General features: G+C 61.3%; 25 protein-coding genes. All 25 read right to left on the bottom strand.

The features are described 5' to 3' along the window. Positions 1–11: 11 nt before the first annotated feature. Positions 12–2,276: a chemotaxis protein CheA gene (locus tag J1D76_RS20035; protein ID WP_421140070.1), complete on the bottom strand. Its 2,265-nt coding sequence runs from the start codon at positions 2,274–2,276 to the stop codon at positions 12–14. A gap of 55 nt (positions 2,277–2,331) precedes the next feature. Continuing rightward, positions 2,332–3,120: a protein phosphatase CheZ gene (locus J1D76_RS20030; RefSeq protein WP_421140068.1), complete on the bottom strand. Its 789-nt coding sequence runs from the start codon at positions 3,118–3,120 to the stop codon at positions 2,332–2,334. 21 nt (positions 3,121–3,141) lie between these two features. Then, positions 3,142–3,513, bottom strand: a complete 372-nt coding sequence (locus J1D76_RS20025) for a chemotaxis response regulator CheY (RefSeq protein WP_003183998.1) — start codon at positions 3,511–3,513, stop codon at positions 3,142–3,144. Between the two features lie 167 nt (positions 3,514–3,680). Continuing rightward, positions 3,681–4,421, bottom strand: coding sequence for an RNA polymerase sigma factor FliA (gene fliA / locus J1D76_RS20020; protein ID WP_421140066.1), 741 nt, complete (start codon positions 4,419–4,421; stop codon positions 3,681–3,683). Beyond that, on the bottom strand, positions 4,418–5,248 hold the full coding sequence (fleN, locus tag J1D76_RS20015) for a flagellar synthesis regulator FleN (protein ID WP_008001746.1): 831 nt from the start codon (positions 5,246–5,248) through the stop codon (positions 4,418–4,420). Before fleN ends, fliA begins: the two co-directional genes overlap by 4 nt. Before the next feature lie 117 nt (positions 5,249–5,365). After that, positions 5,366–6,694, bottom strand: a complete 1,329-nt coding sequence (gene flhF / locus J1D76_RS20010) for a flagellar biosynthesis protein FlhF (RefSeq protein WP_421140065.1) — start codon at positions 6,692–6,694, stop codon at positions 5,366–5,368. Between the two features lie 11 nt (positions 6,695–6,705). Further along, positions 6,706–8,835 carry a flagellar biosynthesis protein FlhA gene (flhA, locus tag J1D76_RS20005; RefSeq protein WP_421140063.1) on the bottom strand — a complete coding sequence of 710 codons (2,130 nt, stop codon included), beginning with the start codon at positions 8,833–8,835 and terminating at the stop codon, positions 6,706–6,708. A 228-nt stretch (positions 8,836–9,063) separates the two neighbouring features. After that, positions 9,064–10,203 (bottom strand): flagellar biosynthesis protein FlhB, encoded by a 1,140-nt coding sequence (gene flhB / locus J1D76_RS20000; protein ID WP_421140061.1) that lies wholly within the window; start codon positions 10,201–10,203, stop codon positions 9,064–9,066. A 3-nt stretch (positions 10,204–10,206) separates the two neighbouring features. Further along, positions 10,207–10,992 carry a flagellar biosynthetic protein FliR gene (gene fliR / locus J1D76_RS19995; protein WP_421140059.1) on the bottom strand — a complete coding sequence of 262 codons (786 nt, stop codon included), beginning with the start codon at positions 10,990–10,992 and terminating at the stop codon, positions 10,207–10,209. Positions 10,993–10,995: 3 nt separating this feature from the next. Next, positions 10,996–11,265 carry a flagellar biosynthesis protein FliQ gene (fliQ, locus tag J1D76_RS19990; RefSeq protein ID WP_421140058.1) on the bottom strand — a complete coding sequence of 90 codons (270 nt, stop codon included), beginning with the start codon at positions 11,263–11,265 and terminating at the stop codon, positions 10,996–10,998. Then, positions 11,262–12,020 carry a flagellar type III secretion system pore protein FliP gene (fliP, locus tag J1D76_RS19985; RefSeq protein ID WP_421140057.1) on the bottom strand — a complete coding sequence of 253 codons (759 nt, stop codon included), beginning with the start codon at positions 12,018–12,020 and terminating at the stop codon, positions 11,262–11,264. The genes fliQ and fliP overlap by 4 nt, the downstream gene beginning before the upstream one ends. Continuing rightward, positions 12,020–12,433, bottom strand: a complete 414-nt coding sequence (fliO, locus tag J1D76_RS19980; protein ID WP_421140114.1) for a flagellar biosynthetic protein FliO — start codon at positions 12,431–12,433, stop codon at positions 12,020–12,022. Before fliO ends, fliP begins: the two co-directional genes overlap by 1 nt. Before the next feature lie 30 nt (positions 12,434–12,463). Beyond that, positions 12,464–12,910, bottom strand: a complete 447-nt coding sequence (gene fliN, locus J1D76_RS19975) for a flagellar motor switch protein FliN (protein WP_095963854.1) — start codon at positions 12,908–12,910, stop codon at positions 12,464–12,466. Positions 12,911–12,976: 66 nt separating this feature from the next. Further along, positions 12,977–13,945, bottom strand: a complete 969-nt coding sequence (gene fliM / locus J1D76_RS19970; protein WP_057398369.1) for a flagellar motor switch protein FliM — start codon at positions 13,943–13,945, stop codon at positions 12,977–12,979. 9 nt (positions 13,946–13,954) lie between these two features. Next, complete coding sequence (gene fliL, locus J1D76_RS19965) at positions 13,955–14,461, bottom strand: flagellar basal body-associated protein FliL (protein ID WP_421140056.1); 507 nt, start codon at positions 14,459–14,461, stop codon at positions 13,955–13,957. Between the two features lie 211 nt (positions 14,462–14,672). After that, positions 14,673–16,028: a flagellar hook-length control protein FliK gene (locus J1D76_RS19960; RefSeq protein ID WP_421140054.1), complete on the bottom strand. Its 1,356-nt coding sequence runs from the start codon at positions 16,026–16,028 to the stop codon at positions 14,673–14,675. 101 nt (positions 16,029–16,129) lie between these two features. Then, positions 16,130–16,480, bottom strand: coding sequence for an Hpt domain-containing protein (locus J1D76_RS19955; protein ID WP_421140052.1), 351 nt, complete (start codon positions 16,478–16,480; stop codon positions 16,130–16,132). A gap of 30 nt (positions 16,481–16,510) precedes the next feature. Further along, positions 16,511–18,217 (bottom strand): SpoIIE family protein phosphatase, encoded by a 1,707-nt coding sequence (locus J1D76_RS19950; RefSeq protein ID WP_421140113.1) that lies wholly within the window; start codon positions 18,215–18,217, stop codon positions 16,511–16,513. 5 nt (positions 18,218–18,222) lie between these two features. Next, positions 18,223–18,522: an STAS domain-containing protein gene (locus tag J1D76_RS19945; RefSeq protein ID WP_421140051.1), complete on the bottom strand. Its 300-nt coding sequence runs from the start codon at positions 18,520–18,522 to the stop codon at positions 18,223–18,225. A gap of 126 nt (positions 18,523–18,648) precedes the next feature. Then, on the bottom strand, positions 18,649–19,098 hold the full coding sequence (fliJ, locus tag J1D76_RS19940; RefSeq protein ID WP_046037707.1) for a flagellar export protein FliJ: 450 nt from the start codon (positions 19,096–19,098) through the stop codon (positions 18,649–18,651). A 6-nt stretch (positions 19,099–19,104) separates the two neighbouring features. Next, positions 19,105–20,463: a flagellar protein export ATPase FliI gene (gene fliI, locus J1D76_RS19935; RefSeq protein ID WP_008052871.1), complete on the bottom strand. Its 1,359-nt coding sequence runs from the start codon at positions 20,461–20,463 to the stop codon at positions 19,105–19,107. Next, a complete protein-coding gene (fliH, locus tag J1D76_RS19930) occupies positions 20,453–21,250 on the bottom strand; it encodes a flagellar assembly protein FliH (protein ID WP_421140050.1) in 798 nt (265 codons plus the stop codon). Before fliH ends, fliI begins: the two co-directional genes overlap by 11 nt. 4 nt (positions 21,251–21,254) lie before the next feature. Then, on the bottom strand, positions 21,255–22,274 hold the full coding sequence (fliG, locus tag J1D76_RS19925; protein ID WP_007983391.1) for a flagellar motor switch protein FliG: 1,020 nt from the start codon (positions 22,272–22,274) through the stop codon (positions 21,255–21,257). After that, positions 22,267–24,054 carry a flagellar basal-body MS-ring/collar protein FliF gene (fliF, locus tag J1D76_RS19920; protein ID WP_421140049.1) on the bottom strand — a complete coding sequence of 596 codons (1,788 nt, stop codon included), beginning with the start codon at positions 24,052–24,054 and terminating at the stop codon, positions 22,267–22,269. The genes fliG and fliF overlap by 8 nt, the downstream gene beginning before the upstream one ends. 16 nt (positions 24,055–24,070) lie before the next feature. Next, positions 24,071–24,397 carry a flagellar hook-basal body complex protein FliE gene (fliE, locus tag J1D76_RS19915; protein ID WP_421140048.1) on the bottom strand — a complete coding sequence of 109 codons (327 nt, stop codon included), beginning with the start codon at positions 24,395–24,397 and terminating at the stop codon, positions 24,071–24,073. Between the last annotated feature and the right edge of the window lie 152 nt (positions 24,398–24,549).

The following is a 24,549-nucleotide window of genomic DNA, read 5'->3' as shown; positions in this document are numbered from 1 at the left end:
CTCCACCAGAATCAAATACGCCGCGTGGCGTAACGCTTGAGCATGCTCGGAACATCGAGAATCAGCGCGATGCGGCCGTCACCGGTAATGGTGGCGCCGGACATGCCCGGGGTTCCCTGGAGCATTTTGCCCAATGGCTTGATGACCACTTCTTCCTGGCCCACCAGTTGATCGACGACAAAGCCGATCCGCTGGGTGCCCACCGAAAGGATCACCACGTGGCCTTCGCGCTGCTCTTCGTGAGCGGCGGAGCTGACCAGCCAGCGCTTGAGGTAGAACAATGGCAGCGCCTTGTCCCGCACGATCACCACTTCCTGGCCGTCCACCACATTGGTGGTCGACAGGTCGAGGTGGAAGATCTCGTTGACGTTGACCAGCGGGAACGCAAACGCCTGGTTGCCAAGCATGACCATTAGCGTCGGCATGATCGCCAGGGTCAGCGGCACCTTGATGACGATCTTCGAACCCTGGCCCTTGGCCGAGTAGATGTTGATCGAACCGTTGAGCTGGGAAATCTTGGTTTTCACCACGTCCATGCCCACGCCACGACCCGACACGTCGGAGATCTCGGTCTTGGTCGAGAACCCTGGGGCGAAGATCAGGTTGTAGCACTCGGTGTCGCTCAGGCGATCGGCGGCATCCTTGTCCATCACACCGCGTTTTACCGCGATCGAACGCAGGACGTTCGGGTCCATGCCTTTGCCGTCATCGGAGATCGACAGCAGGATGTGGTCGCCTTCCTGCTCGGCCGCCAGGATGACCTTGCCGCCCCGGGCCTTGCCCGAGGCTTCGCGCTCTTCCGGCGACTCGATACCGTGGTCGACTGCGTTGCGCACCAAGTGGACCAGCGGATCGGCCAGCGCCTCGACGAGGTTCTTGTCGAGGTCGGTTTCTTCGCCGACCAGCTCCAGGTTGATCTCTTTCTTGAGCTGGCGAGCCAGGTCGCGAACCAGGCGCGGGAAGCGCCCGAAGACTTTCTTGATCGGTTGCATCCGCGTTTTCATGACCGCGGTTTGCAGGTCGGCCGTGACCACGTCGAGGTTCGACACGGCCTTGGACATGGCTTCGTCGCCGCTGTTGAGGCCCAGGCGTACCAGACGGTTACGCACCAGCACCAACTCGCCAACCATGTTCATGATCTCGTCCAGACGCGCGGTATCGACGCGTACCGTGGTCTCGGCTTCGCTCGCCGGTTTTTCCGGCGGTGGCGCGGCCGGGGCGCGGGCAGCCGCCGGGGCAGCCGCGGCGGCTGGGGCCGGCGCTTCGGCTTTTGGCTCGGGAGCCCTGGCCACGGGTTTCGGTGCCGCGGCCTTGGCGACCGGAGCCGCGGCGACAGCGCTCGAACCGTTGGCGACCGATGCGGTGCCAACTTCGCTGAACTTGCCTTTGCCGTGCAGTTCGTCGAGCAGCGCCTCGAACTCGTGATCGGAAATCAGATCACTGCCGACCGCCGCCGCAGCGGGGGCGGCGGGTGCAGGCACCGAAGCGATGGCCGACTCCAGCGCCTCGACAGCAAAGTTGCCCTTGCCGTGCAGCTGGTCGAGCAGCGCTTCGAATTCATCATCGGTAATGTCGGAACTGTCGCCCGCCGCTTTCGGTGCGTCTGGCGCGGCCGGAGCCGGCGCAACCGCATCGACGGCGAACTGGCCTTTACCGTGCAGTTGATCGAGCAACGACTCGAACTCGGCATCGGTGATTTCGTCGCTGGCGGCAGCATCGCCGGCCGGCGCAACAACAGCCGCCGGTGCTTCGGCCTGCGCCTTGACGGCGTTCAGCGAGTCCAGCAGTTGTTCGAATTCGGTGTCGGTGATGTCGTCGCAGGCGCTTTCGGCCACCGGTTGTTCGATCACCTCGGCGACGGGCGCAGGCGCCACTTCGTCGGCCGATTGCGGCTCGGCCAGACGGGCCAATGCCGCGAGCAGTTCCGGTGTCGCCGCCGTGATCGGGCTGCGCTCGCGGACTTCGCTGAACATGCTGTTCACCGCATCCAGCGCTTCGAGAACCACGTCCATCAGTTCCGAGTCGACGCGACGCTCACCCTTGCGCAGGATGTCGAACACGTTCTCGGCGATGTGGCAGCACTCCACCAGCTCGTTGAGCTGGAGGAAGCCGGCGCCCCCTTTTACAGTGTGAAAACCGCGAAAAATTGCATTGAGCAGGTCCGCATCATCCGGTCGGCTTTCCAGCTCGACCAATTGCTCGGACAGTTGCTCTAGAATCTCGCCGGCCTCAACCAGGAAATCCTGAAGGATCTCTTCATCGGCGCCGAAGCTCATTAAGGGGGTGCTCCTACAGGTCTAAAAACCCAAAAAACCTGAGATTGTGAAATCTCTAAAATCCCAGGCTGGATAACAAATCGTCCACATCGTCCTGACCGGACACAACGTCTTCTCTTTTATCGGCATGAATCTGCGGACCTTCACCCTGAGAGAGATGTTTTTGTGGATCTTTTTCAGCCAGCATCGCTTCACGGTCATGCTCGATGCCCGCAAAGCGGTCCACCTGACTGGCCATGAGCACGAGCTTGAGCAGGTTGCTTTCGACTTCGGTGACCAGGGTGGTCACACGCTTGATCACCTGGCCGGTGAGGTCCTGGTAATCCTGGGCGAGCAGGATGTCGTTCAGGTTGCCCGACACCGCGCGATTGTCCTGGCTGCTGCGCACCAGGAAGCCGTCGACCCGCCGGGCCAATTCGCGAAACTCTTCAGCGCCGACTTCACGACGCATGAAGCGCTTCCAGTCCGTGCCCAAGGCCTGGGCTTCATCGGCCAGGCTGTTGACCAGCGGCGTGGCGTTTTCCACCAGGTCCATGGTGCGGTTCGCAGCGGCTTCGGTCAGCTTCACCACGTACCCCAGGCGCTCGGTGGCGTCGGTGATCTGCGACACTTCCTCGGCTTGCGGCATGTGCGGGTCAATCTGGAAATTGACGATCGCACTGTGCAACTCGCGCGTGAGCTTGCCCACTTCCTGGTACAGGCCGCGGTCACGGGTCTGGTTGAGCTCATGGATCAATTGCACGGCGTCGCCGAACTTGCCTTTTTCAAGGCTCGCGACCAATTCGACGGCGTGTTTTTTCAGGGTCGATTCAAAATCGCCCAGTGAAGATTCGTTATTGCCCATAGCTCCCCCGTGGCGCACTCATCAACCGATGCGTTCGAAAATCTTCTCGATTTTTTCTTTCAACGCCTGGGCCGTAAAGGGTTTGACCACATAGCCGTTAACGCCGGCCTGGGCCGCTTCGATGATCTGCTCGCGCTTGGCTTCAGCGGTGACCATCAACACCGGCAGGTGCTTGAGCTTTTCATCGGCGCGCACGTGGCGCAGCAGATCGATTCCGGTCATGCCAGGCATGTTCCAGTCCGTTACCAGAAAGTCGATGCTTCCGCTGTTGAGCACCGGGATGGCGGTAGTGCCATCGTCGGCCTCGACGGTGTTGGTGAACCCAAGGTCACGCAGCAGGTTCTTGATGATCCGCCGCATCGTTGAGAAGTCATCAACGATGAGGATTTTCATGTTCTTGTCCAATTCGACCTCCAAGCAGTCTTAAACGCGCCCAGCACCTGGACGCGCCATTTCAATCAATCCGGCAAAGCACTCAATGACTGTCTGGAGCACAACAGATCGCGACCGGTGTGGTTCAACACCCCATCGGCCCCGTTCGCAGTGTCCCCACACTGCCTTCAGCGCGCTCGCCACTCCCCCAAACGCCCCCGCAAACGGGCCGCGCACTGGCTGTGTAACTGGCTGACCCGCGATTCGCTGACCCCCAGGACCTCACCGATTTCCTTGAGGTTCAACTCTTCGTCGTAGTACAGCGCCAACACCAGTCGCTCACGCTCCGGCAAATTGGCAATCGCATCCGCCAGCGCCGCCTGGAAGCGTTCATCTTCCAGATCGCGTAACGGCTCGAGATGAGCACTTGCGCCATCCTCGTGCAGCCCTTCGTGTTCGCCGTCCTGCAACAGGTCGTCGAAACTGAATAAGCGGCTGCCCAGGGTGTCGTTCAAAATCCCGTAATAATCGTCGAGACTCAATTGGAGTTCGGCCGCAACTTCGTGATCTTTAGCGTCACGACCGGTTTTCGCTTCAATCGAGCGAATCGCGTCGCTGACCATGCGCGTATTGCGGTGGACCGAGCGTGGCGCCCAGTCCCCCTTGCGCACTTCATCGAGCATCGCGCCGCGGATTCGAATGCCCGCGTACGTCTCGAAACTGGCGCCTTTGCTGGCGTCATATTTGGTCGACACTTCAAGCAGGCCGATCATCCCGGCCTGGATCAGGTCTTCGACCTGGACACTGGCTGGCAAGCGTGCCAGCAAGTGGTAGGCAATGCGTTTTACCAGCGGCGCGTAACGCTCGATCAGCTCGTACTGCGCATCGCGGGCCGATTTTTTATAGAGGTTGTAACCGCTGGCTGTCATAGCACAGGCCCTGCTGTCTGTTGCACGAGACGCTCGACGAAGAACTCCAGGTGCCCACGCGGGTTGGCCGGCAAAGGCCAGGTATCGACCTTCTGCGCGATGGCCTTGAAGGCCAGCGAGCACTTGGAACGCGGGAACGCTTCGTAGACCGCACGCTGCTTCTGCACGGCCTTGCGCACGCTTTCGTCGTAGGGCACGGCGCCGACGTATTGCAGAGCGACATCGAGGAAGCGATCGGTGACCTTGGTCAACTTGGCGAACAGGTTGCGCCCTTCCTGCGGGCTCTGGGCCATGTTGGCCAGGACGCGGAAGCGGTTCATGCCATAGTCGCGGTTGAGCAACTTGATCAGGGCGTAGGCATCGGTAATCGAGGTCGGCTCGTCGCACACCACCAGCAACACTTCCTGGGCGGCACGTACGAAACTGACTACCGAGTCACCAATGCCCGCAGCGGTGTCGATCACCAATACGTCAAGGTTATCGCCGATGTCGCTGAAGGCCTGGATCAGCCCAGCGTGCTGCGCAGGGCTCAGATGAACCATGCTCTGTGTGCCGGACGCCGCCGGAACGATACGGATGCCGCCGGGCCCCTGCAGCAGTACGTCGCGCAGCTCGCAGCGGCCTTCGATCACGTCGGCCAGGGTCCGTTTGGGTGTCAGGCCCAGCAGGACGTCGACGTTTGCCAGCCCCAGGTCGGCGTCCAGCAGCATGACGCGCCGGCCAAGCTCAGCGAGGGCCAGGGACAAGTTTACAGACACGTTAGTTTTCCCGACGCCACCTTTGCCGCCGGTCACCGCGATCACCTGAACGGGATGCATGCTGCCCATATTATTTCTTTACCTTGTCTTGCATAGACGGAGGCCACATTACTGGCTGCGCGTTCGCTAACGGAACAATGCATGGCAGACCATCGATGTAGGTACAAAAACTATTCATTAATTACCTCAGCCAACCTGCTTGGTCGGACTGTGGTAGATGTCAGCGAACATGTCAGCCATGGCTTCTTCGCTGGGTTCTTCCTGCATTTGCACGCTGACGGCGCGACTGACCAACTGGTGACGGCGCGGCAGATGAAGATCATCCGGGATCCGCGGGCCGTCGGTCAGGTAGGCCACGGGTAATTCGTGACTGATGGCCAGGCTCAACACCTCGCCCAGGCTCGCCGTCTCATCCAGTTTAGTCAGGATGCAGCCAGCCAGCCCGCACCGCTTGTAACTGTGATAAGCGGCGGTTAGAACCTGTTTCTGGCTGGTGGTTGCCAGGACCAGATAATTTTTTGAACGAATGCCGCGGCCGGCCAGGCTTTCAAGCTGCATGCGCAGGGCCGGATCGCTGGCTTGCAGGCCGGCGGTATCGATCAGCACCACGCGCTTGCGCAGCAACGGCTCCAGCGCCTGGACCAGCGACTGGCCCGGATCGACGTGGGTCACCGAGACATTGAGGATACGCCCCAGGGTCTTGAGCTGCTCCTGGGCACCGATGCGGAAGCTGTCCATGCTCACCAGGGCAATGTTCTGCGCGCCGTACTTGAGCACGTAGCGCGCAGCGAGCTTGGCCAACGTGGTGGTCTTGCCCATGCCGGCAGGGCCGACCATGGCGATCACGCCGCCCTCTTCCAGCGGTTCGACTTGCGGGGTGGCGATCATGCGCGCCAGGTGCGCCAGCAGCATGCGCCAGGCCTGACGAGGCTCTTCAATGTCGGTAATCATCGCCAGCAGATCGCGCGACAACGGGCCAGACAGGCCGATGCGTTGCAGGCGACGCCAGAGGTTCGCCTGATCCGGACGGCTGCCTTGCAGCTGATTCCAGGCCAGGGAGCCGAGCTGAACTTCCATGAGTTCGCGCAGGCTGTTGAGTTCGAAGCGCATCGAGTCGAATGCACGCGGGTCAACGCCACCGGAGGTTGGCGTCGGGGCCGGTGCAGGGCGACGGGGTTCGGCGTACGTGGGTTCGATCAACGGTTCGGCAGCGGTCAATGGCAAGCCGGCGAACAACTGGCGGTTGGTGCTCTGGTCGCTCTCGCCATCGCTACGCAGGCTCAGTTCAGCCTGGGCAGTGACGATCCGCGACTGCGTCTTGCGCAGCTCGTCTTCGAGTTCCATGTTCGGCACACGCGGTGCCAGCGCCGACAACTTGTAATCCAGCGCAGCCGTCAGCTCGACGCCCCCGGCGATCCGGCGGTTGCCAATGATGGCGGCATCAGCGCCCAGCTCATCACGAACCAGCTTCATGGCCTGACGCATATCGGCGGCGAAAAAACGCTTAACTTGCATAAACCACTACCTCAGCCGTTGGGCCCTACTGTCGCAACGATGGTCACTTGCTTGTTGTCAGGGATTTCCTGGTAAGCCAACACGTGCAAACCCGGGACTGCGAGCCGGCCAAATCGCGAGAGCATCGCGCGAACCGGACCGGCCACCAACAGAATCACCGGTTGACCTTGCATCTCTTGGCGCTGCGCTGCGTCGATCAATGAGCGTTGCAGCTTCTCAGCCATGCTTGGCTCCAGCAGAACGCCCTCTTCCGAGCCTTGTCCTGCCTTTTGCAGACTATTGAGCAATATCTGTTCCAACCTTGGCTCCAGCGTGATAACTGGCAGCTCAGACTCAGTCCCTACAATGCTTTGGACGATTGCACGGGATACGCCAACCCGCACGGCAGCCACCAGCGCGGCGGTATCTTGACTCTTGGCGGCATTGTTCGCGATGGCCTCGGCAATGCTGCGGATGTCGCGTACCGGTACCTGTTCGGCCAACAGCGCCTGCAACACTTTGAGCAATTGCGACAGCGACACCACCCCCGGCACCAGCTCTTCGGCCAGTTTCGGCGAGCTTTTGGCCAGCAATTGCATGAGTTGCTGCACTTCTTCGTGACCGATCAGCTCACTGGAATGTTTATAGAGTATCTGGTTCAAGTGAGTGGCCACCACTGTACTGGCATCGACTACCGTATAACCGAGCGATTGTGCCTGGGCGCGCTGGCTGATTTCGATCCAGACCGCCTCCAGGCCGAAAGCCGGATCTTTGGCGGTAATGCCGTTGAGCGTGCCGTAGACCTGCCCCGGGTTGATCGCCAGCTCGCGATCCGGGTAAATCTCCGCCTCGGCCAGGATCACCCCCATGAGGGTCAGGCGATAGGCACTCGGCGCCAGGTCGAGGTTGTCGCGGATGTGCACGGTCGGCATCAGGAAGCCCAAGTCCTGGGACAGCTTCTTGCGCACGCCCTTGATCCGCGCCAGCAACTGGCCGCCCTGGTTGCGATCCACCAGCGGAATCAGGCGGTAGCCCACTTCCAGGCCGATCATGTCGATCGGCGTCACATCATCCCAGCCCAGTTCCTTGGTTTCCTGGGCGCGGGCCGGCGACGGCAGCAGCTCCTGCTGGCGCTTGACCTCTTGCAGCGCCTGCACCTTGGCCACGCTCTGCTTCTTCCAGAACAGGTAAGCGCCGCCAGCAGCCAGGGCCGCCATGCTGAGAAACGAGAAGTGTGGCATGCCGGGCACCAGGCCCATCACCGCCATCAGGCCTGCCGCCACCGCCAGTGCCTTGGGCGAGGCGAACATCTGCCGGTTGATCTGCTTGCCCATGTCTTCCGAGCCGGAAGCACGGGTCACCATGATCGCCGCCGCTGTCGATAACAACAGTGATGGCAATTGCGCCACCAAACCGTCACCGATGGTCAGCAGCGCATACACCTTGCCAGCATCGGCGAAGTTCATGTTGTGCTGGAAGATACCGACCGCCATGCCGCCGATCAGGTTGATGAACAGGATCAATAGGCCGGCGATGGCGTCACCGCGAACGAATTTGCTCGCGCCGTCCATGGAACCGTAGAACTCGGCTTCCTGGGCGACTTCCATCCGGCGCAGCTTGGCCTGGTTCTGATCGATCAGGCCGGCGTTGAGGTCGGCGTCGATCGCCATTTGCTTGCCGGGCATCGCGTCGAGGGTGAAACGCGCGCTCACCTCGGAAATCCGCCCGGCACCCTTGGTCACCACGACGAAGTTGATGATCATCAAAATCGCGAAGACCACGATACCCACCACGTAGTTACCGCCGATCACCACCTCGCCGAAGGCCTGGATCACCTTGCCGGCGGCGGCGTGGCCGTCCTGGCCATGGAGCATCACCACCCGCGTCGAGGCCACGTTCAGCGCCAGGCGCAACAGCGTTGCCACCAGCAAAATGGTCGGGAACACCGCGAAATCCAGGGGGCGCAAGGCGTACACGCACACCAGCAGCACGACGATCGACAGGGCAATGTTAAAGGTGAAAAACACGTCCAGCAGGAACGGCGGCACCGGCAACATCATCATCGCCAGCATGACCAGCAGCAACAGCGGCACACCCAGATTGCCCCGACTGAGGTCGACGACGTTTGTGCGAGCGGCGTTGATTAACTGAGAGCGATCCACCGGTTTTCCCCGTTCCTTTAAAGCAAACTTTTGACGCCTGAAGCAGGCGCACGGCGGCTATTGCAAGAAGCCTTCCAACTTTTGCGGCAGGGGAAATAGAGTGGTTTTCCAACGGGATGTGCAGCGCCTGGTCAGACGCCTTCGCTGGCAAGCCAGCTCCTACAGATTGCGTAAAACCCTGTAGGAGCTGGCTTGCCAGCGAAGAGGCCATCAGCGACTGCGCAACACTCAGGAATCGCGGCGCAAATCCGGAGGGATCGGCAAGTCATCCTTCAACGGATCCGGCCGTTTGCCTTTACCCGCCCGGTACTGTCGAATCTGATAAACGTAAGCCAGCACCTGCGCCACCGCCAGATAGAGCCCGCCGGGAATCTCCTGCTCAAGTTCCGTCGAGTAGTAAATCGAGCGCGCCAGTGCCGGCGATTCCAGCAGCAGGATCTCGTTGGCCGCTGCGATCTCACGGATCTTCAGCGCCAGGAAGTCAGTGCCCTTGGCGATGAGCATCGGCGCTCCACCCTTCTCCGGGTCGTATTTGAGCGCCACGGCGTAGTGCGTCGGGTTGGTGATGACCACGTCGGCCTCGGGAATCGCCGCCATCATCCGCCGCTGGGACATCTCGCGCTGCAACTGGCGAATACGCTGCTTGACTTCGGGTCGCCCTTCCGCATCCTTGTGCTCATCTCGGATTTCCTGCTTGGTCATCAGCAACTTCTTGTGGCTTTCCCACAACTGCACCGGCACGTCGACGGCAGCGATGATGATCAGCCCGCACGCCATCCACAACGTGCTCCAGCCCACCACTTGCAGGCTATGGATGATCGCCGTGTCCAGCGGTTCATGAGCGATGCGCAGCAGGTCATCGATGTCGGACGACAACACCGACAGCGCCACGAACAGGATGATGATGAACTTGGCCAGAGCCTTGAGCAGTTCCACGAGCGCCTTGGTGGAGAACATGCGCTTGATGCCGGGCAAGGGGTTCAGCCGACCGAACTTGGGCGCCATGGAGCTCGTCGCAAACAGCCAGCCGCCCAGTGAAATCGGTCCGATAATCGCCGCCAGCACCAGCGAAATCATCACTGGCTGGATCGACCACAGCGCAATCTGCCCCGAGCGCAGCAAGTACGTGGACATCGAGTTCTGGTCCATGATCACTTCGCGCGACAGCGAGAAATTGATGCGCATCAACTCCATCATGTCCTGTGCCATCGCGCCGCCGAAAATCAGCAGCGCACTCGCGCCGATCAGCATGATCGCCAGGGTGTTGAGTTCCTTGGAACGCGCGACCTCCCCTTTCTCACGGGAGTCCTGCTTGCGCTTTTCCGTGGGGTCTTCTGTTTTGTCCTGACCGCTTTCGCTCTCGGCCATGGTTCAGCTCGCCCGTGCCAGTTCGCGTAAAAACTGCAAGGCCTCGGAGGCCAGTGGCTGATACTGGTTGAGGATGTCGGCCATGCCGACCCAAAAGATAAAGAAGCCGAGTACCAGTATCAGCGGGAAGCCGATGGAGAAGATATTCAACTGCGGCGCCGCCCGGGTCATGACCCCGAACGCGATGTTGACCACCAGCAACGCCGTGACTGCCGGCAACACCAGCAACAGCGCCGAGCCGAGCACCCAGCCGAGCTTGCCGGCCAGTTCCCAGTAATGATTGACCATCAGGCCACTGCCCACCGGCAAGGTGGTAAAGCTTTCGGTCAGGACCTCGAACACCACCAGATGGCCGTTCATGGACAGGAACAACAGCGTGACCAGCATGGTGAAGAATTGCCCGAGCACCGCCGACGACACCCCGTTGGTCGGGTCGATCGTGGAGGCGAAACCCATACCCATTTGAATCGCGACGATCTGCCCGGCCACCACAAACGCCTGAAACAACATCTGCAGGGAAAACCCCAGTACCGCACCAATCAGGATTTGCTCGGCAATCAGCAGCAGCCCGCTCAAGTCCAGGGCATTGACCGGCGGCATGGGCGGCAGGCCGGGGGCGATGACCACGGTAATGGCGAGCGTGAAATAGAGGCGGACCCGTCGCGGTACGAGGGTGGTTCCGAAAATCGGCATGACCATCAACAACGAACCGACACGAAACAGCGGCAACATGAAGGTCGCGACCCAGGTACTGATCTGGGTATCGGTCAGTTGCAGCAGCGACGGCATGGCTTAGCCGATGACCATCGGGATGTTGTGGTACAGCTGAGTGATGTATTCCATGAACGTCTGCACCAGCCACGGGCCGGCCACGATCAGGGTCACCAGCATCACCAGCAGGCGTGGCAGGAAGCTCAGGGTCTGTTCGTTGATCTGCGTGGCAGCCTGGAACATCGCCACCAGCAGCCCCACCAGCAGGCTGGGGATCACCAGGATCGCCACCATCATGGTGGTCAGCCACAGTGCTTCACGAAAGATATCGACTGCGACTTCTGGCGTCATGGCGAGACACCGCCGAAGCTACTGGCCAGCGTGCCGATGATCAGCGCCCAGCCATCGACCAGCACGAACAACATGATCTTGAACGGCAGGGAAATGATCAGCGGCGAGAGCATCATCATACCCATCGCCATCAGCACACTGGCCACGACCAGGTCGATGATCAGGAATGGAATGAAGATCATGAAGCCGATCTGGAACGCGGTCTTCAGCTCGGACGTCACGAAGGCCGGCACGATGATGGTCAGCGGCGCCTGGTCCGGCGTTGCAATGTCGGTGCGCTTGGACAGGCGCATGAACAGCTCAAGATCGCTGGTGCGGGTCTGGGCGAGCATGAAATCCTTGATCGGCACCTGCGCCTTGGTGACAGCCTCCTGGGCGGTCATCTTTTCTGCCAGGTACGGCTGCAAGGCATCCTGGTTCACCCGGTCGAATACCGGCGCCATGATGAACAGGGTCAGGAACATCGCCATGCCGGTGAGGATCTGGTTCGACGGCGTCTGCTGCAACCCGAGGGCCTGACGCAGGATCGAGAACACGATGATGATCCGGGTGAAGCTGGTCATCAGGATGACGAACGCCGGGATAAAACTCAGCGCGGTCATGATCAGCAGGATTTGCAGGCTGACCGAGTATTCCTGCGCACCCTGCGCATTGGTGCCCAGGGTGATCGCCGGGATCGACAACGGATCGGCGGCGAACGCCAGCGGCGCGACCAGCACCAGGGCCAGCGTCAAGACGATGCGTAGCGCACCCATTACTTCTTATCCTTCTGATCTTTGCCCAGCATCTCCAGCAGGCGCTGGGCAAATTCCGGCGTCGCTTTCTCGGTCGTCGGCACTTGCACCGGCTCCTTGAGCACGTGCAATGCCGAAATGTTGCCGGGGCTCAGGCCAAGCAGAATCTGTTCGTTGCCGACTTGTACCAGCATCAGCCGGTCACGCGGCCCCAGTGCACGGGAACCGATAATCTCGATGACCTGGCCTTTGCCGGCCGGACCGGCCTGTTGGACCCGACGCAACAGCCAGGCGAGCAGGAAGATCAACCCCAACACCAGCAGCAGGCCGAACACCAGTTGCGTCAGTTGGCCTCCCACGCCGCTACTCACCGCCGGCGCAGCGGCGGCGGTCGCCGTTGCGACCGGTTCGGCCGCCAGCACGCTGAACGGCATGGCCAACACGGCCCCCAGAATCCTTTTCACTCAGCGCAGCTTCTTGATTCGTTCGCTTGGGCTGATCACGTCGGTCAGGCGGATGCCGAACTTCTCGTTGACCACCACCACCTCGCCGTGAGCGATCAGCGTGCCGTTGACCAGCACGTCCAGCGGCTCGCCGGCCAGGCGATCCAGTTCGATCACCGACCCCTGGTTCAGTTGCAGCAGGTTGCGAATGTTGATGTCGGTGCTGCCGACCTCCATGGAAATCGACACCGGAATATCGAGGATCACGTCCAGGTTCGGGCCTTCGAGACTGACCGGGTCGTTGTTTTTCGGCACGCTGCCGAATTCTTCCATTGGCAGGCGGTTGGACGCCGAATTGGCCGAATCGGCAGCCAGCAAGGCGTCGATATCGGCCTGACCGGCATCACCGGTTTCTTCCAGAGCCGCAGCCCACTCATCGGCCAGAGCCTGATCGTCTTGGGTGTTCATAGTGTCAGTGTCCTCGGCGAGCAAAAATTCAGAATTCGGTTAATCGCGAATGGATGGGAGCGCCGCTCAACGGCGCTCGATCGGCTCGATCACTTGCAACGCGAGGTTGCCCTTGTGCGAGCCCATCTTGACCTTGAAGGCCGGCACGCCGTTGGCGCGCATGATCATTTCTTCCGGCATCTCGACCGGGATCACATCCCCCGGCTGCATGTGCAGGATGTCGCGCAGGCGCAATTGACGACGGGCCACCGTGGCACCGATCGGCACGTCGACATCCAGCACGTCCTGGCGCAGGGCGTTGACCCAGCGCTCGTCCTGGTCGTCGAGGTCCGACTGGAAGCCGGCGTCGAGCATCTCGCGAACCGGCTCGATCATCGAGTACGGCATGGTCACGTGCAGGTCGCCGCCACCGCCATCGAGTTCGATGTGGAAGGTCGACACCACAATGGCTTCGCTTGGGCCGACGATGTTGGCCATGGCCGGGTTCACTTCCGAGTTGATGTACTCGAAATTGACTTCCATGATCGCCTGCCAGGCTTCCTTCAAATCGACGAACGCCTGCTCCAGCACCATGCGCACCACGCGCAATTCGGTCGGGGTGAATTCACGCCCTTCGATCTTGGCGTGGCGGCCGTCGCCGCCGAAGAAGTTGTCCACCAGCTTGAACACCAGCTTGGCGTCGAGGATGAACAGCGCGGTGCCGCGCAGGGGTTTGATCTTGACCAGGTTGAGGCTGGTCGGCACATACAGCGAATGCACATATTCGCCGAACTTCATCACCTGCACGCCGCCGACCGCCACGTCTGCCGAGCGACGCAGCATGTTGAACATGCTGATGCGGGTATAGCGGGCGAAACGCTCGTTGATCATTTCCAGGGTCGGCATGCGTCCACGGACGATGCGATCCTGGCTGGTCAGGTCATAGCTTTTGACGGTGCCGGGTTCGGCAGCGTTTTCGGTCTGTACCAGACCGTCGTCGACACCATGCAACAGCGCGTCGATCTCATCCTGGGACAGCAGGTCCTGCACGGCCATGTCGTGTTCCTACTGCAGTACGAAATTAGTGAAAAGCAACTGTTCGACCACCACTTTGCCCAGCTCTTTCTGCGCCACTTCCTGGACGCTGGCGGTGGCTTTCTGCCGCAGCATTTCCTGGCCTACCGGCGACGCGAGGGTCGCAAAGTCCTGCCCGGAGAACAGCATGACCAGGTTGTTGCGAATAACCGGCATGTGCACTGTGAGCGCGTCCATATCCGCCTGGTTGCGGCCGAGCATGGTGATGCTCACTTGCATGTAGCGCTGGCGACCGTTCTGGTTGAAGTTGGCCACGAACGCGGGTGCCATCGACTCGAAAATCGCCGGCTGCTTGCCGACCGGCGCCGTTTCCGTAGCGGCGGCGGCAGGCTTGCTCTGCGCGCTGTGCATGAAGTACCAGGTCGCCCCCACGGACACACCGATCGCCAGCAGCAGGGCCACCACGATCATGATGATCAGCTTGAGTTTGCCTTTGGTTGCGGGGTCTTTTACTGCTGCTGCGTCACTCTTCGCCATGCCAATAATCCGTCACTAATCGGGTTTTCACAGTCGCACGGCAAGGCAAGAGCAAGTGTTATGCCAGAACTGACGGGGGACGGAGACGGCGAATGATCGGCAATGCCGAACCCTTGTAGGAGCTGGCTTGCCAGCGAAAGCGGCGTGTCAGCCAATGAATGGGTGACTGATGCATCGCCTTCGCTGGCAAGCCAGCTCCTACGGGGGGGAGTCAGGCGTAGTAGTCGACGGCGCTGGAGCCGATCACGCTGGTGGTGCTGGCGGCCACTTCAGCGATACTCGGCGTGGGATCGTCATCCATCGAGTCGAGACGTCCACCGCTCGCCTGGCTGCGACTGCCTTGCGCCTGCTGCTGTTGCCCCTGGTTTTGCGAGCCACGGGACTGGTCCGAGACATTGACGTCGACCTGGCCCATGCCCTGCTGGGCAAACATGTCGCGCAAGCGATGCATCTGGCCGTCCAGGGCCTCACGAACCCCCGGATGCGCACTCATGAACGTGACTTGGGTCTGCTGGTCGGGAACCATGTTCACCCGAATGTCCAGGCGCCCGAGTTCAGCGGGTTGCAGCTGGATGTCGGCGGCCTTGAGGTTGGCGCTGGACAGGTACATGACGCGGTTGACCACTTCTTCGGTCCAGCCGCTCTGGTGCATGGCGATAGGCTGGTTCACCGGCAAGGCGTTGGCGGTCTTCGGTGTGGCCGCCTGGGTCAGCGCAGCCAGACGGCTGGCGAAATCTTCGACACGGGTGTCGCTGCTCGCGGACTTGAGGTCCTTCAAGCCGTCATCGATCAAGCTGCTGAACGCCTTGTCGCCGCCCTGGTCGGTGCTGTCCTTGTCGGCCTTGAGGTCGAGCATGCTCGCCATGCCAGCGGCAAAATTTTGCGCCGAGGTCAGCTCACCGTCGGCCTGGGCTTGCGCCGGTGTCTGCGTTGTTTTGGATGGGGCCTGACTGGACGCCGACACGTGACCGCTCTGCTCCATTGCCAGGCGCAAGGCCGGCAAGGCATCGAGCGGGTCGGCCTGCGGATCGAAATCGCTCTCGGTACTGGTCGGTGCCGGCGCAGCGACGACCGCTGCAGCCAGCGAAGCATCGACGGCCGGTTGTGCCGTGTCGGCCACGACGGGAGTGACCGGTACCGGAGCTGGCGCCACTGGCTGGACGACGGGCTGCAAGGACGGATCAAGCGCCGGATCGACCGGCGCGACATCGACCACCGGCGCCGAGTCGGCATCGGCCGCATCGTCGTCGGCCTGCTTGCCATCTGTTTGCGTGGTTTTGTCGGCAGGCAAGGTTTTGCCGCCATCGGCAATGGTCGGCTCTGACGCGGCAGACGTGTCGTCGCCAGCGTCTTTCTTCACGGCGCTATCGCAGGTTTTATCGCGGGCCGACTTGACCGGGGCATCTGCCAGCGCACCGGGCTTGTTCTGACCCTGGTTAGCGTAGACGTGAGCGAAGCTGGAGGCCTTGTCCCCGGGCTCAGCGGTCAGCGCCGGGGGATTGGCGCAGGCGGCTTGAGTCTTGGCCTGCCTGGCGGCCTGAAGAAGAATATTGGGGGTAACGGGCATGAAACAGTCTCCGCTGCACGAGGCTCATAGGTACAGTTGGCAGATATAGCTGCAAGGGTCGAGCCAGTTTCACTCACAACAGACGAAAAGCCGCCAATGCATCAGATTTTTGCCAGGCTACGCTGTCGTTCAGCTTCGTACAGCGGCCGGATCCGGGCGAACTCGCGATCGATTTCGCCGACCAGATCCTGAACGCCAGCGCTCGGCGAGACCTTGGCCTGCTGTTCCAGTTGATGGCACAGCTCGGTCAGCCTGACCGCGCCCATATTGCTGCCACTGCCCTTGAAGCTATGGGCGGTTTCAACGAGCAACGCGCAACTCGTGGCTTCTCTCAAAACCGTCAAGCGCGCTTCGGAGTCCGCCAGGAAGATATCCAGCAAATCCGCATAGCCGTCTTCCATCACTTCCTGCAACGCGCTCAGTACGTCGCGATCCACATGTGTGTCGTCCACTTGTTCACTCCTTGATCAAGAACGCACGGATTATGCCAGACCCTCCCAGAAAAACTCCACGCGTGCACTGCGACCATCGTCGCTCCAGCGGGCATTTCGCCCCAATTGGCGGATCAGGCTGACGCCACGTCCCGACAGGCGGACCTCATCCAGCGGTCTTTGCATGACCCGCTGGACGTCAAAACCCTTGCCGCTGTCTTCGACGTGTATGGTCAGGCAGCCACCGGTTCCGACCGGGGCCACCTGCAAATGCACGCGCACATGGCCCTCCAGCAATTCGTCGAGGCGAGCATTGCGCTGCTGGTAGTAACGTGCAAAACCGGCGGCATCGCGCTTGAGGCTTGAGTCGAGCCCCAGTACGCCATGCTCCAGCGCATTGGAATAAAGCTCCGCCAGCACACTGTAGAGCGCCCCGCTCTGAGCTCGCAGGCCATGCACCTCCAGCAGCAATTGCAACAGATAGGGCAACGGATTGAAGCGTTTGAGCGTGGCGGCGCGAAACTCGAAACTCACCGACCAGTCCAGCGGGCACGACTGGCCGCTGTCGGAATAGACCAGCGCCGGCGGCGAGATTTGCGTCGGCTTCAGCAGGCTGATTTCCACCATGCTGACATCATCACGCGCCTCACCGCCGAAATGCCGCAGCGCCTGCTCGATCTCTTCGAACAACGCGTCCGGGTGACGATTGGCCGCGAACACCTGCTGCAATCGCTGCACGCCAAACAGTTGCTCATTGGCATCGCAGGTGTCGATCACCCCATCGGACAACAGGAAGACCCGGTCCCCAAATGCCATGGGGAACACGTCGGTGCGATCATCGAAGGCTTCCGGGCTGAGCACGCCCAGTGGCAAGTGTCGTGCTGGCAGTGGCGTGCGCTCGTCCGTGGCCATGCGATGCAGGTAACCGTCGGGCATGCCGCCGTTCCAGACCTCCACCGAGCGGCGCTGAAAACTCAGGTTCAGCAACGTCGCGCAACAGAACATGTCCACCGGCAGGATACGCTTGAGCTTGGCATTCATTTCGCGCAGGGTTTCCGCCAGGCCATAGCCCTTGGCGGTCATCCCGTAGAAGACTTCGGCCAGCGGCATGGCGCCCACCGCCGCCGGCAGCCCGTGACCGGTGAAATCCCCCAACAGCACGTGCATGTCGCCGGACGGAGTGAACGCTGCCAGCAACAAATCGCCGTTGAACAGCGCATAAGGCGATTGCAGGTAGCGAATATTCGGCGCGGCATTCAGGCAGCCAGAGTGCGCCACCTTGTCGAAAACGGCCTTGGCCACGCGCTGCTCGTTGAGCAGGTAGTCGTGGTGCCGGGCGATCTGGTCGCGCTGTTGCAGCACGGTGTCCTGCAAGCGACGCAACCGATCCATCGCCTTGATCTTCGCCGCGAGGATCACCTGGTTGTAAGGCTTCGCCAGAAAGTCGTCACCACCGACTTCCAGGCAACGGGCCAGCGCTTCGCTTTCGGACAGGGACGTGAGGAAGATGATCGGCACCAGGGTTTCCCCGGCCAGCGCCTTGATCTGCCGGGCGGCCTCGAAGCCGTCCATCACTGGCATCATCGCGTCCATCAAGACCAAGTGCGGGGGTTGCCGGCGAAACACCTCGACCGCTTCGGCGCCGTTGGCCGCCGTCAGCACTTCATGCCCTTGGCGGCGCAGGATGCTCGACAACAGCAGGCGATCGGCGGCGCTGTCCTCGGCAATCAGGATCGTCAGTGGCTCCAGCGGCTGCATGGCGCTCAACGGATGTCGAACAGCTTGTCGAAATTGGAAATGGCGAGGATCTTGCGCACATCGTTGCTGCTGTTGACGACGCGGATGTCGGAGTCGTCGCCACCGGCGTGATCGCGCAGCAACAACAACATACCCAACGCCGAGCTATCGAGGTATGTGGTCTCTCTCAGGTCGAGGACGATCGCCGACAGTTCCTTGTCTTCGTAGGACTGACGAAATTCCTGATGCTTGGCGAAGTCGAAACGACCCTTGATCGAAATCGTCAGTTTTTTCCCGTCCTGGGAGATTTCGGTTAGCACTGACATGTCATGGCTTCCTTGTCATTGAGGAACCTGTTTGTACAAGGTTTAGCATCGTGTATAGGTTCGGGCAAGGTTGGCAAGTGTGGGAGCGGGCTCGCCCGCGAAGAACGGTAACGCCTGACGATTGACTCAATACGGATTCTCGCGTGGCAAGCGCTGGGACAATTCATCCAGCAGTTTCTGTTCGCGCCGATCCTCAAGCGCCCGCGCCTCATCGGCATAACGCTGCACCAGCTTGCGCAACCCTTCGACCCGGGCAAACGCCTGTTGCCAGGTCTCCCGCGCCTTGTTCAGGTTGTTTTGATGCCAGGCCAGGCTTTGCCGCTGCTGGTCGATGGCTGTGCCCAGTTGCGCCAGGAAGCCCTGATAACCCAGCAACCATTGGCCCGAGACGCCGCCGCTGCCGCGCACGATCCATTGTTCCTGATAGTCGAGGCGAAAGGCTTCCAGGTCGGCGAGCTTGCTTTCCGCCAGGCGCACCTGGCCTTGAAAGTGCCCGAGGCGCTGGACTGCGGTTTTCTCGGCCTTTTCGGCCATTTCCACCACCGGCGCCAACCGCCCTGCCCGACTCAGGGCCATGACCGCTTAACCGCCTGCCGCGGGCGCGAAGATCGAGGCGAGATACGCTTCGCTTTCGCCCAGGCTGATGCTGTCGTTGAGGCCCTGGCGCAGGTACTTGACCAATTGCGGTTGCAGGGAAATCGCCAGGTCGGTCTCGCGGTCGCCACCGGCGACATACGCACCGACGCTGATCAGGTCGCGGCTCTGCTGATAGCGCGACCACAGCTGCTTGAAATACTGCGCGCGGGCCATGTGTTCCGGCGAGACCACCGCCGGCATCACGCGACTGATGGACGCTTCGATGTCGATGGCCGGGTAATGCCCTTCCTCGGCCAGGCGCCGGGACAGCACGATGTGCCCGTCGAGCACACCCCGCGCCGAGTCGGCAATCGGGTCCTGCTGGTCATCGCCTTCAGACAGCACGGTGTAGAACGCCGTGATCGAACCACCGCCCTTCTCGGCATTACCGGCCCGCTCCACCAGTTTCGGCAGCTTGGCGAATACCGACGGCGGATAGCCCTTGGTCGCGGGCGGCTCGCCAATAGCCAAGGCGATTTCCCGCTGGGCCTGGGCGAAACGCGTGAGCGAATCCATCAGCAACAGGACGTTCTTGCCCTTGTCGCGAAAATATTCGGCGATGCGCGTGCAATACATCGCGGCGCGCAGTCGCATCAGCGGCGCATCGTCCGCCGGGGAAGCCACCACCACCGAACGCTTGAGCCCTTCTTCACCGAGGATGTGCTCGATGAATTCCTTGACTTCCCGACCCCGCTCACCGATCAGCCCGACGACGATGATGTCGGCCTCGGTGAAGCGCGTCATCATCCCCAGCAATACGGATTTACCGACACCGGTACCGGCGAACAAACCGAGACGCTGGCCGCGACCGACCGTCAGCATGCCGTTGATGCAACGGATGCCCACGTCCAGCGGTTCGCTGATCGGTTCACGCTTGAGCGGGTTGATGGTCGGGCCGTCCATCGGCACCCAATCTTCGGCCTTCATCCCGCCCTTGCCATCGAGTGCGCGACCGGCACCGTCCAGCACCCGGCCGAGCATGCTCATGCCCATGGGCAGGCGACCGGTATCGGCCAGGGGCACCACGCGGGCACCGGGGGCGATGCCGGCGACGCTGCCGACCGGCATCAGAAAGACCTTGCTGCCGGAGAAGCCCATCACCTCGGCTTCGACCTGCACCGGGTGATAGCTGTCGTCGTTGATCACCATGCAGCGGCTGCCCATGGCGGCGCGCAAGCCTTCGGCTTCGAGGGTCAGGCCGACCATGCGCAGCAGGCGACCTTCAAGGATCGGTGCGCCGGCCAATTCCGTGGCCTCGGCGTAGCTGCCCAGGCGCTTGGCGAAACTGGTGCGTTCAAGGCGCATCAGTAATGTCCGGTCCTGGTGCGACCGCAGGGTTGGTCTCGACGGGTAATTCCAGGCTCAGGTCCGGCGCGGCCGGGTGCAACGCTTGTTCGTGCAGTTGATCGAACAGTTTGTCCATCACTCGTGCCACACGGGTTTCGACCGTGGCGTCGATGCGGCTGTGTTCGGTCTCGACCCGGCAACCGCCGGGCAACAGCGCCTCGTCCTCGACGATGCGCCAGGTTTCTTCATGGCGCTCGCGCAGGGCTTTGACCTGTTCGAAATCTTGCGGATTGATGTACAGCCGCACATTGCCCACGCCCAGCGGCAACAGCTTGAGGGCGTCGCGCATCACGTGTTCGATCTGCGTCGAGTCGATGGCCAGTTCGCGCTGGATCACTTGTTTGGTGATGTGCTGAATGAGGTCGACCAGGGACTTTTCGATCTGCGTGTCCTGCTCGGCGATGGGTTCGAACAGGTGCGCCATCAGCGACTCCAGCGCCGCAATCTTGGCGGTCAGCGCCACTTCGGCTTCCTGACGCACCCTGAGCGTGGTGCTGTGAAAACCTTCTTTTTCGCCTACCGCGAAGCCTTCGTTGTAGGCTTCCTGGCGAATGCTTTCGAGTTCTTCGAGGGTCAGTGGCTGGACTTCCTCCAGCGGCACTTCCTCCATTTCCGGCGGCTCGGGTTCCGGCTCCGGTTCAGGCTCGGGTTTGGGCGGATCGAAACTGGGCAGCGCCCAGGTATCAAAACCACTGACATCCTTGGCGCGGATCAGGTCCGTGAGCGAATCATCATTCTGGACCATGGCGTTAGATCATTTCCTCGCCACCCTTGCCGCCGAGAACGATTTCTCCGGCTTCGGCCATACGGCGGGCGATGGTGAGGATTTCTTTCTGCGCGGTTTCCACGTCGCTGACGCGCACCGGGCCCTTGGCTTCCAGGTCGTCGCGCAACAGTTCCGCCGCACGCTTGGACATGTTTTTGAAGATCTTTTCCTTGACGCCTTCGTCCGAGCCCTTGAGCGCCAGCACCAGCACGTCGGAGGACACTTCGCGCAACAGCGCCTGGATGCCGCGGTCGTCGACATCGGCCAGGTTGTTGAACACGAACATGAGGTCTTCGATCTGACCGGACAGGTCTTCGTCGACTTCGCGGATCGAGTCCATGAGCTGGCCTTCGATCGAGCTGTCGAGGAAGTTCATGATGTCCGCCGCACGCTTGATGCCACCCAGGGTGGTACGCGAAGCATTCGAGTTGCCGGAGAACTGCTTCTCGAGAATCTGGTTGAGTTCTTTCAGGGCCGCCGGTTGTACGGTGTTCAGCGAGGACACCCGCAGGATGATGTCCAGCCGTACCTTGTGGTCGAAATTGCCCAGCACTTCACCGGCCTGGTCCGGGTCGAGATAGGCGACCACGATGGCTTGGATCTGCGGGTGCTCGTAGCGGATCACGTCGGCGACGGCGCGTGGCTCCATCCATTTGAGGCTGTCCAGGCCGCTGGTGTTGCCGCCGAGCAGGATGCGGTCGATCAGGCCGTTGGCCTTGTCTTCGCCCAGGGCCTGGGTAAGCATCTTGCGCACGTAGTCGTCGGAGCCAACGCCCAGGCTGGTCTGGTCGCCGACGATGTCGACGAACTCGCTCATCACCTGCTCGACCTGCTCGCGGTGCACATTGCCCATCTGCGCCATGGCCACGCCAACGCGCTGGACCTCTTTGGGCCCCATGTGCCGCAGCACCTGGGCAGCGTCGGTAGACCCCAGCGACAGCAGCAGGATCGCGGCTTTGTCGACCTTGGACAGTTTGGCGGCAACGGCTCGGTTATCACTCATCTGCGTTAATCCACTCTTTCACGACCTGGGCCACACGTCCCGGGTCTTCAGCCACCAGACTCTTGATTGCGTTCAACTGAGCGTCATAGCCTTCGCTCGGGCTCGGCAGCAGGATGCTTTGCGGACCACCGAGACTGACGCGGTCGTTGGCCAGTTCGCCATCCAGGCCGCCCATGCCACCGAGCTCGACATCGCTGCCGATACCAGCCAGTTGCTTGCCTTTGCCGCCGCCGGTGATGTTGTTGAGCACCGGACGCAGCACACCGAACACCAGCACCAGGATAAACAACACGCCGAGCACTTGCTTGACGATGTCCCAGAACCACGGCTGGGAATAGAACGGGATGTCGGCGATCACTTCACCGCGCTCGGCGGAGAACGGCATGTTGATCACGCTCACGCTGTCACCACGACTGGCATCGAAGCCGACCGCGTCCTGGACCAGGCGAGTGAATCGCGCCAATTCGTCGGCGCTCCACGGTGCGCGGGTGGTTTCGCCGTTGGCCGGGTTGATCTTGACCTGATCATCGACCACCACCGATACCGACAGGCGATTCAAACGACCCTGCTGCTGCTTGGTGTGGCTGATGGAGCGGTCGAGCTCGAAGTTCTTGGTCGATTGTTGACGCTTGTCCGCCGGGTACGGCGCAAGCATCGGCTGGCCGGTGGCCGGGTCCATGATTTGCTGGCCGTTGGCATCCACCAGTGGCTGGCCCGGCTGCACCATGCCTGCCGCACCTGGCGTGCCGCCGGTGGTTTGGGGTGCGGAGGCCGGCGACGGCGGCTGGTTGCTCAAGGCACCCGGCACACCTTGCGGGCCATTGCTGGCGGTGCGTTGTTCGTTGACCGATTGCTCGCTGCGCAACGCCGGTTGATCCGGGTTGAACTGCTCGGCAGTCGACTCGACGGCGCTGAAATCCACGTCGGCCGACACTTCAGCCTTGTAGCGGTCGTTACCCAGCACCGGTTGCAGGATGTTGTGCACACGCTGGGTCAGCATGCTTTCCATGCGGCGGCTGTAGTCGAACTGCTTGCCGGCCATGGTCATTTCGGAATTTTCCGCCTGGTCCGACAGCAGGTTGCCCTTCTGGTCGACGACGGTGATCTGCGACTTGCTGAGTTCGGGAACGCTGGTGGCCACCAGGTTGATGATCGCCACGACCTGGCCTGGCTCAAGGGAGCGACCGGAATAAAGTTCAACCAGCACCGATGCGCTCGGCTTGCGCTCATCGCGCACGAACACCGAACTCTTCGGGATCGCCAGGTGCACGCGGGCACCCTTGACGTTGTTCAAAGCAGAAATGGTGCGCGCCAGTTCGCCTTCGAGGCCGCGGCGATAACGGGTCGCTTCCATGAACTGGCTGGTACCCAGGCCTTGCTCCTTGTCGAGGATTTCAAAACCGATGTTGCCGTCGCTGGGAGTGACACCAGCGGCCGCGAGCTTGAGCCGCGCACGGGACAAGTCATCGGCCTTGACCAGCAAGGCACCGGAATTGGGTTCGACGGTGTAGGGAATATCGGCGGAGGCCAGGGTATCCATGACCTGCTTGGCATCCATGCCGGCAAGACTGCCGTACAGAGGCCGGTAGTCCGGTTGCTGGGACCACAACACCACGGCAAAACCAATCGCCACGCTCGCTGCCAGGCCGACCATCAGGCCCACCTGACGCAACATGGTCATCTCGGAGAGGTTTTCCAGGAAGGACAACCCGAACAGCGGCGGTTTGCCGTCTATTGGAGTGGCCTTGGCCGGAACGTTATCGGCGACTGCTTCTGCCATGACTCAATCTCGTCCTTTAAACCGGCATCTGCATGATGTCTTGGTAGGCCTGAACCAGCTTGTTACGCACCTGGGTCAATGCCTGGAACGACACGCTGGCCTTTTGCGAGGAAATCATTACGTCCGTGAGGTCGACGCCGCTTTTGCCGATTTCGAAGGCATTGGCCAGCTGAGTGGAAGCCTGTTGAGTGTCGTTCACTTTATTGACGGCCTGGCCGAGCATGTCGGAAAAGCTGCTGCCCGCCACTTCAGGGGCGGTCGTCGACTTCGGCGCAGACATGGCATCCATTTGCATGGCCCGCATATCCAGCATCAATCGATTGAATTCAATACCTTGGCTCATGATTTCTCTCTTAGACGACCCGCAATTTTTTGACACTCACTCGGCGGGTACTGAGGTGTTAGCAACAAGGGTGCCAGCTCTATGGCCACACTCAACAAAAGCCGCCTTCAATCCTGTAGGAGCTGGCTTGCCAGCGAAGGCGGCGTCACGGC

This window comes from Pseudomonas sp. NFX15 (assembly GCF_049132105.1).
Lineage (GTDB): Bacteria > Pseudomonadota > Gammaproteobacteria > Pseudomonadales > Pseudomonadaceae > Aquipseudomonas.
Note: the sequence above shows the minus strand (reverse complement) of the source record. Positions and strands in the feature narration are given on the sequence as shown.